This window comes from Nocardia sp. NPDC050712 (genome assembly GCF_040654295.1).
Lineage (GTDB): Bacteria > Actinomycetota > Actinomycetes > Mycobacteriales > Mycobacteriaceae > Nocardia.
In genome coordinates, this window is the sequence record NZ_JBFAHT010000003.1 from 255,793 (window position 1) to 270,017 (window position 14,225).

13 protein-coding genes and 1 pseudogene are annotated in these 14,225 nt (G+C 68.9%); 6 read left to right on the forward strand and 8 right to left on the reverse strand.

All coding sequences use genetic code 11. The annotated features are described in order from the left end of the window. Positions 1 to 15: 15 nt before the first annotated feature. Both AB0H76_RS21595 and AB0H76_RS21600 read right to left on the reverse strand, forming a co-directional pair. Positions 16 to 228 (reverse strand): annotated as a pseudogene (locus AB0H76_RS21595) (hypothetical protein); the annotation flags it as partial. 1,625 nt (positions 229 to 1,853) lie between these two features. After that, the gene (locus AB0H76_RS21600) at positions 1,854 to 2,876 is read right to left on the reverse strand and encodes a Ppx/GppA phosphatase family protein (RefSeq protein ID WP_357326756.1); all 1,023 of its coding nucleotides are present in this window, start codon (positions 2,874 to 2,876) and stop codon (positions 1,854 to 1,856) included. 118 nt (positions 2,877 to 2,994) lie between these two features. Between AB0H76_RS21600 and AB0H76_RS21605 the strand changes: the two genes are divergently transcribed. From AB0H76_RS21605 to AB0H76_RS21625, 5 genes are all read left to right on the forward strand, one after another. Continuing rightward, a complete protein-coding gene (locus AB0H76_RS21605; RefSeq protein ID WP_357326759.1) occupies positions 2,995 to 3,795 on the forward strand; it encodes a hypothetical protein in 801 nt (266 codons plus the stop codon). A 140-nt stretch (positions 3,796 to 3,935) separates the two neighbouring features. Then, a complete protein-coding gene (locus tag AB0H76_RS21610; RefSeq protein ID WP_357326762.1) occupies positions 3,936 to 4,373 on the forward strand; it encodes a hypothetical protein in 438 nt (145 codons plus the stop codon). Positions 4,374 to 4,450: 77 nt separating this feature from the next. Beyond that, positions 4,451 to 4,894 (forward strand): hypothetical protein, encoded by a 444-nt coding sequence (locus tag AB0H76_RS21615; protein WP_357326765.1) that lies wholly within the window; start codon positions 4,451 to 4,453, stop codon positions 4,892 to 4,894. Positions 4,895 to 5,099: 205 nt separating this feature from the next. Then, positions 5,100 to 5,549 (forward strand): hypothetical protein, encoded by a 450-nt coding sequence (locus AB0H76_RS21620; protein WP_357326768.1) that lies wholly within the window; start codon positions 5,100 to 5,102, stop codon positions 5,547 to 5,549. A 59-nt stretch (positions 5,550 to 5,608) separates the two neighbouring features. Further along, a complete protein-coding gene (locus AB0H76_RS21625; protein WP_357326771.1) occupies positions 5,609 to 5,941 on the forward strand; it encodes a hypothetical protein in 333 nt (110 codons plus the stop codon). 43 nt (positions 5,942 to 5,984) lie between these two features. On the opposite strand, the gene AB0H76_RS21630 is transcribed toward AB0H76_RS21625, so the two are convergent. The 3 genes from AB0H76_RS21630 to AB0H76_RS21640 form a co-directional block, all read right to left on the reverse strand. Further along, positions 5,985 to 6,674, reverse strand: a complete 690-nt coding sequence (locus AB0H76_RS21630; protein ID WP_357326774.1) for a response regulator transcription factor — start codon at positions 6,672 to 6,674, stop codon at positions 5,985 to 5,987. Further along, the gene (locus AB0H76_RS21635; protein ID WP_357326777.1) at positions 6,671 to 7,897 is read right to left on the reverse strand and encodes an ATP-binding protein; all 1,227 of its coding nucleotides are present in this window, start codon (positions 7,895 to 7,897) and stop codon (positions 6,671 to 6,673) included. Before AB0H76_RS21635 ends, AB0H76_RS21630 begins: the two co-directional genes overlap by 4 nt. A gap of 177 nt (positions 7,898 to 8,074) precedes the next feature. Next, positions 8,075 to 8,479, reverse strand: a complete 405-nt coding sequence (locus AB0H76_RS21640; RefSeq protein WP_357326779.1) for a helix-turn-helix domain-containing protein — start codon at positions 8,477 to 8,479, stop codon at positions 8,075 to 8,077. A 102-nt stretch (positions 8,480 to 8,581) separates the two neighbouring features. Between AB0H76_RS21640 and AB0H76_RS21645 the strand changes: the two genes are divergently transcribed. Then, positions 8,582 to 9,241, forward strand: coding sequence for an NAD(P)-binding domain-containing protein (locus AB0H76_RS21645; protein WP_357326782.1), 660 nt, complete (start codon positions 8,582 to 8,584; stop codon positions 9,239 to 9,241). Positions 9,242 to 9,247: 6 nt separating this feature from the next. Here the strand turns inward: AB0H76_RS21645 and AB0H76_RS21650 are convergent, their stop codons facing one another. The 3 genes from AB0H76_RS21650 to AB0H76_RS21660 form a co-directional block, all read right to left on the reverse strand. Further along, the gene (locus AB0H76_RS21650; RefSeq protein ID WP_357326785.1) at positions 9,248 to 9,784 is read right to left on the reverse strand and encodes a hypothetical protein; all 537 of its coding nucleotides are present in this window, start codon (positions 9,782 to 9,784) and stop codon (positions 9,248 to 9,250) included. Between the two features lie 68 nt (positions 9,785 to 9,852). Next, positions 9,853 to 11,889 carry a CocE/NonD family hydrolase gene (locus AB0H76_RS21655; RefSeq protein WP_357326788.1) on the reverse strand — a complete coding sequence of 679 codons (2,037 nt, stop codon included), beginning with the start codon at positions 11,887 to 11,889 and terminating at the stop codon, positions 9,853 to 9,855. Positions 11,890 to 12,022: 133 nt separating this feature from the next. Next, positions 12,023 to 14,092: a CocE/NonD family hydrolase gene (locus AB0H76_RS21660; RefSeq protein ID WP_357326791.1), complete on the reverse strand. Its 2,070-nt coding sequence runs from the start codon at positions 14,090 to 14,092 to the stop codon at positions 12,023 to 12,025. Positions 14,093 to 14,225 lie beyond the last annotated feature (133 nt).

Consider the following 14,225-nt stretch of genomic DNA (forward strand, 5'->3'; position numbering starts at 1 on the left):
GCGACTCCCTATTACTCAGTTCGTACTGAGGAGAAAGGCTAGCGGTCCCAATGTGACGAAGATGCCCACCACCACGGCGATCACCGTGCTGAGGATGTCGTCGGTCCGGCGCAGAATCCGCACCAGCGCCACCAACCCGAGGATCACGATCATCGCCAGTGCCAGCGCGACCCACGGGAGCATCTCCCACATCCGCTCGAAACCCTTGAACAGCAACATCCCGGCGACTGCCGCGCCGGCGCTCTGACTGCCCAGGATGACCCACTGGCGGCGGTTCGCCTCGTGCTCGGTCCGGCGCGTGGTCCGGGATCCGCGCGTGAGGCGGCCGACCAGCCCGCCGGTGTGCTCCTGCTCCTCGTCATCGTGATCGTCGTCGTCGACGTCGCGTTCGGACCGGCGGGCGAAACGGGCCCGGCCGGCGGCCAGGCGCGCGGCGAAGCCACCGGTGTGCTCCTCGTCGTCCTCGTCCTCGTCGAACGGGTCGTGCACATCGGTGTAGCCGTCGTCCGGATCGATCTCGGCCTTGCGCTTGGCCCGGCCCCGCAGGCCCCGGCCACCGCTCGCCCGCTCGGCGTCCCGGCGTTCGGCGCGTTCGACGCCGTCCCGCAGGAGATCACCGGCCACCGTGGAACCCGAGACCAGCTGCTGGTCCTGGCTGGCCAGGGACCACGCGGAGGTAGGCAGGGCACCCGATTCGGGGGCGTCGTCCGACTGCGGTTTGTGTCTTCGAGCCGACCACGCCGGCAGTCCGTTGTCGCGGCGCGTCGCCCGGCGCTGCTCGGCGGGCGGGCCCAGCGGCAGCGGCGCGGAATCGTCGTCGTGCGGCGACCAACCGCCGGTGTCGACCTCCTCCTCCGGCGACCAGGCTCCGGTGTCGATCTCCTCGGCTTCGGCCTCGGCGCGGCGCCGGGCGGCCCGGCCGTTGCGCGGAAGCGGTTCGAGCCGGGGCGGCGGTTCGGCGGCGGGCCGGCCCAGATCGCGCAGCGGCGGGCCGACATCGGTGGCCTCGTCATCGGGCTCGGCGCGCCGACGGCGGCCGGTCCGGCCGGAACCGGGCGGCGGCAGCGGATCGGCGGCGGGCGCCTCCGGCGGCATGTAGGCGTACGGGTTTGCGGGCTGGGCGTAGGGATCCGCGGGCTGGGCGTACGGGTCCGCGGGGCGGCCGTAGGGAGCGGCGGCGGGGGCGTACGGATCCTGCGCGTAGGAATCCGGGGCGGGGGCGTACCGGTTCTGGCTGTACGGATCGGGCTCGGCGGGCGCGCTGTGCCGCGACGGGGGCGGCATCTCGCGGCCCGGCATGACCAGATTCGAGCGGCCGGGAGCCGGGTAGTCGGGTACCGGCGACTGGTAGTCCTGCTGGTAGCCGGGAGCCTGGTATTCCGCGGCGGGCGGCTGGTATTCGGTGGCCGGATCGCCGTACCCCGAGAGCGGATCGTAGCGCGAGATCGGCCCGGAAATCGGTGAGTAGCTGGGCATTTCCGGCTGCGGCACCGGCGGCGCGTAGGAAACCGGTTCCGGTGCGACGGGATCGAACTGCGGCGCCTCGTAGCCGGCGGGCGCGTAGGGCGCGGGGTCGTAGGCGGATGGCTCGAAGGGCGCCGGGTCGTAAGCCGGGGATTCGTAGGCCGCGGGCTCGTAGGCCGGGGATTCGTAAGCGGCCGGTTCGGCCGCCTCGGGTTCCGGGTCGGGCGCCGCGTGGCTGCCCCGGCCGCCGACGACCGGCAGGTCACCGCTGAGCTCGGCCACCGAGATGCCGCGACCGCTGCGCCGCCGCCGCCCACCGCCGCCGGAACCGGAGCCCTGGCCGTTGCGCGCGAGCAGCTCCGCGACAGATAGCTGTTTGGACTCATCGGTCATGAAGACACCACTTCAGTCGAATCCGGCGCCGCGAGGGTGCCCGACGGGACGACGGCGCCCGCCGAGGGCAGTTGCGTCGCCTTGGGTCCGCCGTTCATATCGGTATCCAGTTTGCGCAGGATCAGTCCTTCTCGCAGCGCCCACGGACAAATCTCCAGGGATTCCAGCGATAGTGCACGCATACTCGCCTCCGCGACCAATGCGCCAGCCACCAATTGCCGTGACCGATCGGAACTTACGCCTTCCAATTCTGCCCGGTCCGCCGCCGTCATCCGCGAGATGAACGCAATCAGTTGGCGCAGACCTGAAGCGGTGAGTGTACGTCGAACCCGCACTCCCGCGGCAGAGGGTGCGGCTCCGGTCAGCCGGGCCAGCGATCGAAAAGTCTTGGACGTGCCCACCGCGAGGTCTGGATGTCCCACCTCGAGCAGCTTTTTCGAGGGCGCGACCAGTTCGGCGTCGAGCCAGTCGCGCAGCACCGCGATGCGGCGTTTCCCGGGCGGGTCCTCGCGCAGCCAATCCCTGGTCAGGCGTCCGGCGCCGAGTTGCAGCGAGAGCGAGACGTCGGGTTCCTCGTCGCCGCCGTTGCTCATCTCGAGCGAGCCGCCGCCGATGTCGAGGTTCAGGATCCGCCCGGCGCTCCAGCCGTACCAGCGGCGCACCGCGAGGAAGGTGTTGCGGGCCTCGTCGACACCGGCCAGGACCTGCAGTTCGACGCCGGTCGCGGCGCGCACCCGGGCCAGCACCTCGTCGGAGTTCTTGGCTTCGCGCAGCGCGGAGGTGGCGAAGGGCATCAGTTCGACACACCCGGATGTCCGGGCGATGCTGGCGAATTCGGCCACCGTGGCGGTCAGGCGCTCAGCCCCCTGGACGGTGATGCAGCCCGCGTCGTCCATGTTCTCCGACAGGCGCAACGTGGCCTTTGTCGAGCTCATGGGCATCGGGTGGCCACCACGGTGCGCGTCCACCACCAGCAGGTGGACGGTATTGGATCCCACGTCGAGCACTCCGAGCCGCACATGAACACGGTACTGGGTCCGCCCGCGCTCCAGCCGGGCATGGGAGCTGTTAGCGTTCCGGAGTGTGACGGAAGGTGCATCGGCAAACGCTGCTACCCGGCCTCGACCAGCGGGAAAAATGGATCCCAGCCCGGAAGTCGATCTCGATTTCCCACGCGAGTGGATCGAGTTCGTCGATCCGGCAAACGATGAGCATCTGATAGCGGCCGACCTCACCTGGCTGCTGTCGAACTGGACGTGCGTCTTCGGCACCCCGGCGTGTCAGGGCATCATCGCCGACCGCCCCGACGACGGCTGCTGCTCGCACGGCGCCTTCCTCTCCGACGAGGAGGACCAGCAGCGCCTGAAGTCGGCTGTGAAAATGCTCACACCCGCGGACTGGCAGCTGATGGGCGAGGCCACCAACGCGAGCGGCAAGGTCACCAAGAAGGGCTACCTGGAGCTCGACGAGCTCGAGGACGAGCCGGCCTTGCGCACCCGCCGCTTCGAGGGCGCCTGCATCTTCCTGAACCGCCCCGGCTTCGAAGGCGGCGTCGGCTGTTCGCTGCACACCATGGCGCTGCGGCGCGGGCTGGAACCGCACACGGTGAAGCCGGACGTCTGCTGGCAGCTGCCGATCCGGCGCACCCAGGAGTGGGTGGACCGCCCCGACGGCGTGCAGGTGCTGCGCACCTCGATCACCGAGTACGACCGCCGCGGCTGGGGTTCCGGCGGCGAGGACCTGGATTGGTACTGCTCGGGGTCGCCGGACGCGCACGTCGGCAGCAAGCCGGTGTGGCAGTCCTACGGGCCGGAATTGAAGGAACTGCTGGGCGAACCGGCCTACGCGGAGCTGGCCCGGCACTGCAAGCGGCGCGCGGGCCTGGGCCTGATCGCGATTCACCCGGCGACGGTGCACGCGCAGCGCAACGCGGAGTAGGCCTGAAGCCGACGAGTCCCGGTGTTCGGGACGATCGCTCCCGGGCACCCTTCGTTTTGCGAAACACGTACATTTCACACATTCGCTGACCTACTGTGCGCAAACGCCCGCTCCCCTGCGGGCAGCACAGGAGAACAGTCATGAATTCCATGCGTCGCTTCGGCGCCGGGCTCACCGGTCTAGCCGTGGCCTCGGCGGTCGTCGTCCTCGCCGCACCCCAGGCGCACGCCGCGGTCGAATCGATCGCGGTGTCCGGGTCCGGCCACGCGATCAACACCACCTACACCCTGAAGGCCACCGTCGGCGGGGCGGGCTTCGGGTTGCTGGTCTATTGGACCGATAACGGCGAGGACCTCAGCGGGCCGAAAGTCCCCTGGCCGGTGGGTGAATCGTCGATCGACTGGACACCCAAGACCAAGGGCCGTCACATCATCACCTGCGCGCAGGGCGGCAGCACGAAGTCGTTGGTCGTGGACGTCATCGATCCCGCGGATCCGGTCGATCCCGGCCCCGGCCCGGGTACACCCGGGACACCGAATACCGGCAGCGCCGGCAAGATCCTCGGGAACGTCAGCTAGTCCGGCATCGGATCTTCGCGGCGGCCACGTCCGGCCGCAATCTGAAACACATTCACTTCACAGAGCGAGGGAACCTCTTGAAGACACGAATCACCCCGCGCCGGGCCGGAACCGGGCTCACGGCATTCGCGGCCGCGGCCGCGGTCACCGCCCTGGCCGCGCCATCGGCCTACGCGGCGCCCACGGCGGTCTCGGTCTCCGACTCGAAACTGGTCGTCGGCGAGAAATACACGATCAGTGCCGACCTCGGCGGCGCCTCGGCGGGCCTGCTGGTCTACTTCAGCGACAACGGTGAATTCATCGGCGCACCGAAAGTGCCGTGGCCGCCGGGACATTCGAGCATCGAATGGCAGCCGGGCAGTGCCGGGCAGCACGTACTGACCGTCGAGCAGGGCGGGCACACCCGGTCGATCGTGGTCGAGGTGGGCAAGAAGCCCAGCACCGGCACCGGCAGTTCCGGCAGCGGCAGCAAGCGCGGCGGCACCGGCAGTTTCGGCACCGGTAGCGCGGGCAGCAGTTAGCACGGCAGGGGTGGCCGGCGATTCGCCGGTCACCCGGGCCGGCCGGGGAATGTTGCACTATCACAGTGGAATTCCGATCACGCTGCCGGAAATCCGCGCCGAATCGGTCAGTTGTCCAGTATTTGTCGAATCGCACACATTCCGAACGCCGACTTGGTTACCGTCGTCCCGTGCCCGCTCGGGCGGGCAGATCCGGAGAAGCAGCATGCAGGCACCCAGAATTCTTTGCGGCCGAGCAGGTTTCGGGCTGATCGCGCTCGCCTCGGCGCTCACGCTCGCGACGGCGCCGGCCGGCGCCGCGGTCGAGGAGCTGACGGTCTCCGGCCCGGCTCAGCACAAATACATCGGCAGCAACTACACCCTGACAGCCACGCTCGGCGGTGAATCCGCCGATCTCCCAGTGCTTTTCACCGCCAACGGGGAGTATCTCGGGGTATCGGCGCCGGACCCGGCGGGCCGCGCCACCGTCAGCTGGAAGCCGGCCTTCGCCATCGACTACACGGTCATCGCGCAGCAGGGCGAGAGCACCTGGTCGATCGTCGTCGAGGTGCGCCGGCCGCAACCCGACAGCCCGGGCAGCGCGGGCGGCTCCAATCGCGGCCGGCCGCCCAGCGGCAGTTCCTCCGGCGGAAGCAGCTCGGGCAGCGGCCGCTGACCCGCGCGGACACCTGCTCGCCATGCACGCTTCACCTGTTTGCGGTTGGATGGCTGATCATGAAGAAAGCCCTTGCCCTCGCCACCCTTGCCCTCGGTACCACCCTCTCGCTGACCGGCGTCGCGCACGCGGAACCCAACGGTGATCCGGCCAAGTACGCCGACTACACCGCGGAGTTCGTGCCCGCCAACACCCCGGAGGCCCTGGAGGCCGCCAAACAGGGCAAGCACCTGATCATGAGCCCCTACGGGACCAGCCGCACGATCGCCTGCCGCGGCAACAACGCCGACGTGGCGATCTACGAATGCATGCAGGAAGACGAGCTGGGCTGGATCAGCCTGCGCCTGATAGACGTCCCCGGTATCGGCCAGACCTGGACGTACCTGCCGTGACCTGTCCCGTCCTCCCGGGCCGCGCCGGGAGGACGGACACGGCTCACGCCTCGAGTTTGTAGCCCAGCCCGCGCACGGTGACCAGGTGCTCCGGCTTGGCCGGGTCCCCCTCGATCTTGGAGCGCAGCCGCTTGACGTGCACGTCGAGGGTCTTGGTGTCGCCGACGTAATCGGCGCCCCAGACCCGGTCGATGAGCTGACCGCGGGTCAGTACCCGGCCGGAATTGCGCAGCAGGTATTCGAGCAGGTCGAACTCCTTGAGCGGCAGGGTCACCGGCTTGCCGTTGACCAGCACCGTGTGCCGATCCACGTCCATCCGGACCGGGCCCGCCTCCAGCACGCCGGTCTCGCTGCCGCTGTCGAGTTCGTCACCCGCGCCGCGGCGCAGCACCGCGCGGATCCGGGCGATCAGTTCGCGCGCCGAGTACGGCTTGGTGACGTAGTCGTCGGCGCCCAGCTCCAGGCCGACCACCTTGTCGATCTCGCTGTCGCGGGCCGTCACCATGATCACCGGCACGCCGCTGCGGGTGCGCAGCTGCTTGCAGACGTCGGTGCCGCTCATGCCGGGCAGCATCAGATCCAGCAGCACGATATCGGCGCCGGACCGGTCGAACTCGGCGAGCGCGGACGGGCCATCGCCGACCACGGTCACCTCGAAGCCCTCCTTGCGCAGCAAGAACGCGAGCGGATCGGCCAGCGACTCCTCATCCTCGACGATCAGAACACTCGTCATCTGCGTGCCTCCACACCATTGGGTCTGCTCGGTCCCATAGGACGCGGGCTGATTTCTCTCGTGCTCGCCTCGGGCTCTTCGTCGCCGTCGGTCTCGAGGTGAGCGGGGATACGCAAGGTGAACGTCGAACCGGTGCCCAGCTTGCTCCACAGGGTGATCTCACCGTTGTGGTTGGCGGCCACGTGCTTGACGATAGCCAGCCCGAGCCCGGTACCGCCGGTGGCGCGCGAGCGCGCCTTGTCCGAACGGAAGAATCGTTCGAACACCCGTTCCTGGTCTTCCTTGGGAATGCCGATACCGCGATCGGTGACCGCCATCGCGACGTGCTCGCCGCGCAGCGATCTGCTCACCGAGACGTGCGAACCGCGCGGTGAGTAGTTGATCGCGTTCTCGACCAGGTTGGACAGGGCCGTGACCAGCAGGGTCTCGTCGCCGAGCACTTCGAGCCCGCTGGGCCGGTCGGTGCTGACTGTGATGCCGGCGGCTTCGGCGGCGGTGCGCGAGCGGTCGACCGCCTGCATCACCACGGTGTCGACGTCGACCACCTCGAGTTCGGGCAGCTTCTCCGCGCCCTGCAGGCGGGACAGCGCGATCAGCTCGGTCACCATCTTGCCGAGGCGGCGGGATTCACCGAGCACGCGTTCGCCGAAGTGGCGCACGGCCTCCGGATCGTCGACCGATTCCAGCAGGGCCTCGGCCAGCAGGCTCATCGCGCCGACCGGGGTCTTGAGCTCGTGGCTGACGTTCGCTACGAAGTCGCGGCGGGTCGCCTCCATGCGCGCCTGCTCGGAATCGTCGTCGGCGAACAGGACCGTGAAGCTGGTCTCCTCGGGCGAGAGCGGACGGGCGACGCCGCGCACGGCGATCCGGCTGCGGCCCGGAATCGGATGCTTGGCGGTCAGATCGAATTCCGCGTCCTCGCCGCTGGCCAGCACCTTCTCCACGGCGGCCCAGGCCCGCTCGTCGAGCAGCCGGTTGCGCACCAGGCCCAGTTCCTCGGCGCGCGGATTCACCAGCACCACATCGCGGTACTCGTCCACGACGGCGATGCCGCTCTCCGAGGCGAGCACGATCAGATCGAGTACCTGCGACATCGTCAGTCCGGATTCGGCTTGGCGGCGCGCGGCCTGGCGGGCGTTCACGTACGGGATCAGTAGCCCGCCGACTGCCAGGCCCACGACAGCCGCGAGGACTGCCAGCAATACGGCCTGCGGAACACTCACCCTTGAATCGTACGGTCGCCGAGCCACTACCCCGAGCGGGGTGCACGAAGTTTCCCGCAGGTCATAGCCTCTTCGAGGGTCGTTTGCTGCCCGTTCACGAGCTGTTTCCCCGGGACGTCGGCGCGGGCCGATCGGCGTGTCCCGGCCCGCCCTGAGACAAGCATCACCTCCGCGGCGTCAGAGCTCGCCGAGATCCGGCCCGGCCAGCGCGCCGCCGACCTCGTGACCGTGTTTGTGCACCCATTCGCCCAGCGCGAGGATCGGGATCAGCAGGTCCCGGCCCGCCTCGGTGAGTTCGTATTCCACTCGGGGCGGGGCCTCGGCGTAGCGGCGGCGCTCGACCAGGGTGAGCTGTTCCATGCGGCGCAGCGTCTGGGTGAGCATTTTCTGGCTGACGCCGCCGATCGCGGTGCGCAAATGGCCGGGCCGCATCGGGCCGTGCCGCAGGGTGTAGGCGATGACCGGTAGCCAGGAGTTGCCGAGGATGTCGACACCGATCCGGACCGGGCAGTCGGAGATGTAGTCCACCGGGCCGAAATCGACCTCTTCGGGGGTGCTCGGCGCAAAGGGCAGAACTGTCACCACTTCAGCTTGCCAGCTTCGTCGCGCACCCGGAGGTGCCTATCGAACTCCCTAGCGTCGGTGTCGGATTCATCCACAACCAGTCACAAGTGGGAGCAAGCAATGCGAATCGGAATCATCGGCGCCGGGAACATGGCGCGGGCGCTCGGCGGCGGGTGGGTCGCGGCCGGGCACGAGGTCTTGGTCGGCGCCCGGAACGGTTCGGCGGCCGGGGAAGTGGCGGCCGCGATCGGCGCGCGCGCCGGAAGCATCGCGGCGGCGGCGGAATTCGGTGAGGTCGTCCTGCTCGGGCTACCGGTCGACGCGCTGGACGAGGTCTTACGCGCCAACGCCGGGGCGTTGAGCGGCCGCGTCCTGATCGACTGCACCAACGCGTTCGCGCCGGACTTCGCGAACCCGCACGGCCCCACCACCTTCCCGCTGTTCGAGGAAGCGGTGGCCGAGCGCGTCGCCGCGACCGTGCCCGGCGCGCACGTGGTCAAGGCCTTCAATCTGCTGGCCGCCGAGGTCTGGGCGGGACCGGAACGTTCCTTCGAGGGCCGGACCCTGACGGTCCCGCTGTGCGGCGACGACCCCGCGGTCCTGGACCGGGTCGCCGGCCTGGTCGAGGACCTGAAACTGCACCCGGTCCGCGCCGGTGGCCTGGGCCGGGCCCGCTACCTGGAGGCCACCTCGGTGTTCATCGTCGGCCTCTGGTTCGGCGGGCACGACGTGCGCGCGATGTTCCCGCCGCTGGAATCGGCCTTCGCGTTGCCGGACTGAACCGAATCAGTAGGCGGCACTCCAGTATTCGCTGATGGTGACACTGCGAGCCCGCAGGTCCGGGCGCTGCGGATCGTCGGTGACGGTGACCATGCCCCGGGCCAGGTCGATCTTCATGCCGTCGGCGACGAACTGCTGGCTGTTGGCGGTGAAGGTGAAGAAGGTGCCCTCGAGCGGGCCCGGGCGCAGGAACGGCGAGGAGGCCCGCATGACCCGCACCTTCGAGACGGCGTTCTCACAGACGACGATGCGCTCGTTCAAGGCGTCCGGCCGGGTCACCGCGCGATCGGAGATGGTGCCGAGCAGCAGGACCAGGCGTTCGCCGTCGACGCAGCGGGCGAAGGTGTTCACCCAGCCCAGGCGGTCGGCGTCGACCGGCAGCGTGCCGTCGGTGCTGACCGGCGCCGGCGTAGTGCTGGTCGGTGCGGCCGAAAAGGCAACCGGTGCGGCGGCATCGGCGGATTCGGCGGCACCGCAGGACACAGCGAACGCGCTCGCGGCCAGCACGATGGCAAGCCGGAACATTCCCCCCATGGATCTCATGCCCGGAGATTAGCAAAGCGAAGGGACAGGGTCGCCCGGGCGCTGCCCACGCCCGGGCGACCGTCTCCCTACCAGCCCGGGTTGCCCTTGACCGGCAGGTTCACATAGCTCGGCGCACCGGGGTCGAGGAGCAGATGTTGTGGGCGCAAGCCGGTTTCGAGCAGCAGGGGCATCGGCGGCAGGCCCTTGGGGAAGTTGCCCGCGTAGACGTCGACGCGCAGGCGGTGGCCCGGCTGCAGGACGGCGTTCACGCCGGGGATCGAAATATCCAGCGGCGTCGGCGCACCGGGGACGGTGGGCTGGCGGCTGTCCAGCGACAGGTACGGCACCGGGTCGGTGTAGTCGCCGTTGGGCAGCCGGGTGCTGCGGGATTCGTCGATGGCGCGCAGCGAGGCGACCAGCTGGCCCGAGGACAGCACCGTGGAACGGCCGTCCGGCGCGACATCGTTCACCGTCGCCACCCAGTAGCCCTCGGTGGCGTCCTGAACGGTGTTGAGCCGCACCGCGATCGCACCGGCGACGGTGACCGCCTCGGCGACCGGCGCGCTGGTGAAGGTGAGTCCGGCGGTCTCCTGGATGCGGGAATCCTCCGCGCACCCGACGATGATCGCGGGGATCCCGACCAGCTGCTGGGTGGCGTCGCGCGAGCACAGCCCGGTCAGGCCGGGCGCCACGGTCACCCGGTCCACGCCCGGGCTCGGCTCGGTGAACAGCGAACCGTCGTGCGCGCTGACCGCGGTGCCGCTGGGCGCCGCCGACAGATACATCCGGCGATAGGTCGAAACCGGCTGCTGGAACGCGCCTTCGGTGACCCAGCCGCCGCCCTCCTGCTTCATCGTCACCGGGCCGTACTTGTCGATGCCGTTGTCGATGCCCTTGAGCCACTTGTCGAACCAGGCCCGCTGCAGCACGTCCATGCGCGGCGGCAGCCCCGGGCGGCCGGATTCGTTGCCGTTGCTGATGTGGTAACCCTCGCCCATGAGCAGCTGTTTCTGCCCGGGCGGCAGCGGGATTCGGTTGTAGACATCGGTCTGGGAGTTGATGAACACGTCGTGCCAGCCGCCGCTGACGAAAGTCGGCACCTGGATGCTCGCGGCGTCGGTCTCCCAGGATCGCCGGGCCGCGCTGTTCTCGTCGAGCAGTTCGGCCACCTTCGGATCGAGGGCATCGATGCGCGGTGCGGTCAGCACGCTGAAGAACGCGTCCAGGAAGGTGAACGGATCCGCCAATCGGTCGGCGAGCCAGCGGGTATCGAACCGGCCCTGCGCGAGCGCGGTCAGATCGGGCACCAGTTTGCCGCCGTTGACCGCGGCCAGCCACATCGGCATGAACGCCACGCCGATCGCGCCGCCGGGCGCCACGAGATCACGGAACGGGTTGCGGCTGGGCACCACCGGGAAGATCGCTTCGAGCGCGGGCGGGCGCTTGGCCGCGACCTGCAGCTGGTTCAGGCCCGAATAGGAGACGCCGTTCATCCCGATCCGGCCGGTGGACCACGCTTGCCGCGACGCCCAGTCGATCACCTCGACGGTGTCCTGCTGTTCCCGCGCGCGCAGGATGTCCCAAATACCCTGGGAGAAGCCGGTTCCGCGGACGTCGACCACGACCTGGGTGTAGCCGCTCTTGATGAGCTGGCGATCGACGGTGAAGTTGCGGATCAGTCCGCCGCCCAGGGCCTTGGTCAGATCGGTGACACCCGAGAAGGCGGTGCCGGACAGGTCGAAGTCGCGGGCGAACTGCAGCACCGCGTCCGAGAGCCCCGGTATCGAGATCAGGCTGTCGGCGACCATGGAGCCCAATTTCGTGTAGGGCGTCATATTCACGATGGTCGGTGTCGGCTCGGCGATGGGTCGCCCGGCGGCGTCGGCGGGGCGGTACACATTGCTCTTGAGCACGGTGCCGTCACTCATCGTGATCGGCACGTCCCACTCGATGGCGACATTCGGATACTGCTGCGGGCCGTCCTCGGCGGCGGTCCAGGCCAGGCCCGCCGCGCCGCCGTCCGGGCCGGTCGGGATCGGTGCGGCCGAAACCTGCGGCGTCAGTATCGGACTCAGAAGTCCGGCGGCGAATAACACCACCGCGGAACGCAATGCGGTACGCATCGTCGGGAGCGCTCACTTTCATAGGGAGTAACCGCTTCCTAAGTTACCGGCCAGTCGGGTCCGCTGTCCGGGGAACGAAAAAACGCCTCCGCCCGAATGATTCGGACGGAGGCGTTCGGTAGCACAGGTCAGCTCACCAGCCGGGCTTACCACGCACCGGAACGTTGACGAAGCTCGGACGATTCGGGTCCAGCTGCACGTGCTGCGGCTTGAACTCGGTGTCCAGCAGCATCGGCAGCACCGGCACGCCCTTCGGGAAGTTGCCCGCGAAGACATCGACGCGCAGCCGGTGGCCCGGCTTCAGGATGGCCTCGGTGGCCGGCAGCGCGATATCCAGCGTCGTCGCCTCCCCCGGCACCGTCGGCTGCCGGCGATCCAGCGAGGTGAACGGCCGCGGATCGGTGTAGTCACCGTTGGCCGACTTCGCGCTGTTCGCGTCGTCGATCTCGCGCATCGAGGCCATCAGCTGCCCCGAGGACAGCACGGTGGACTGGCCGTCGGGCGCCACATCGTTCACCGTGACGACCCAGTAGCCGTCGGTGGCGTCGTGAACGGTGTTGAGCCGCACCGCGATCGGGCCGGAGACGGCGGTCTCCTCGGCGACCGGCGCGCTGGTGAAGGTCAGGCCGTTGAGCTCGGCGACCCGGGAGTCCTTCGCGCAACCGTCGATGACCGAGAGCGCGCCCGCGCTGCCCTGTGCCGCGTCGTTGGAGCACAGCGTGCTGAGACCCGGTGCGACCGAGAGCCGCTGGGTGTCGGCATTGGCCGCGGCCGTGAGCGAACCGTCGTGCAGCGACTGCGCGGTGCCACTGTTGGCGGCGGACAGGTACATCCGGCGATGCGCCGACTCGACCTCGGCCTCCCGGCTGGCGTTCGAACCGAAACCGAAGCCGTTGGTGGTGATCCAGCCGCCGCCCTGCTGGCGCAGCGTCACCGGACCATAGGAGTCGATGCCGTTGTCGATGCCCTTGAGCCACTTGTCGAACCAGGCGCGCTGCAGCACGTCCAGGCGCGGGGGCAGGCCCGGCTTGCCGTACTCGTTGCCCGAGTTGATGTGGTACGTGTTGCCCATCAGCAGCTGCTTCTGGCCGGGCGGCAGCGGGATCTGGTCGTAGATCTTGGATTCGGAGTAGGTGAACAGGTCGTGCCAGCCACCGGTGACGAAGGTCGGGACCTTGATCTTGCCCGGGTCGCTCCACCAATCCTTGCGGCGGCCTTCGGTATCGGTGAGCAGCGCCTTGGCGCGCGGATCCAGATCTTCGATCCGGGTGGTGGTGTAGACGTTGAGCAGCACGTCCATGAAGGTCAGCGGATCGGCGGCGCGATCGGCGAGCCACTTGGTGTCGAACTGGCCGTTCACGATGGAGGCCACGTCCGGCACCCACTTCAGGCCGTTGATCGCGGCCAGCCACAGCGGGATGAAGTTGAAGCCGAAGCCGGTGCCCGGGGCCAGCACGTCCTGGACCAGGTCGCTACCCGGCACCACCGGGAAGATGGCCTTGAGCGCCGGCGGGTTCTGCTGCGCGGCCTGCACCTGGTTGATGCCGGAGTAGGAGATCCCGTTCATGCCGATCTTGCCGTCGGACCACGACTGCTTGGATGCCCAGTCGATGACCTCGAGGGTGTCCTGCTGTTCGCGCTCGCGCAGCATGTCCCAGGTGCCCTGGGAGAAGCCGGTGCCGCGCACGTCGACGACGAGCTGGCTGTAGCCGCTCTTGATGAGCTGGCGGTCCACCGAGAAGTTGCGCAGTTCGCCGCCGCCGAAGGCCTTGGTCAGGTCGGTGACGCCGGACAGCGGGGTGCCCGACATGTCGATCTGGCGGAACAGCGCGATGAGCGCGTCCGAGAGGCCCGGGACCTGCAGCGCGCTGTCACCGAGGTTGGAGACCAGCTTGGTGTAGGGCGTCAGGTTGACCACGGTCGGCGTCTTGGTGTCGATCGGCCGGCCCGCGGCATCCGCCGGGCGGTACAGATTCGCCTTGAGGACGGTGCCGTCGCTCATGGTGATCGGCACATCCCACTGGATGTTGACGTTGGGGTACTGCTGCTGACCGTCTTCGGTGGCGGTCCACGCGGCACCCGCGGCGCCGCCGTCGGGCCCCACGGACGCGGGCGCGGCCTGCGCCACCGCACCGGCGGTGAGGAAAGGAAGGAGCACAGCGGTGGCAACCGACGCCACCGTGGCCCGCAACGCGTACTTCATCGAACGTGATCCACCTCTCGGACTGATCGAACGCGCGAAGCATACCGAACCTACTCGTCGGTAAGAACATCCGGATATCCGAAAAACTGGTGAATGCCAGTTCACATACACGTCAGGACTCGCAATAGCCCCA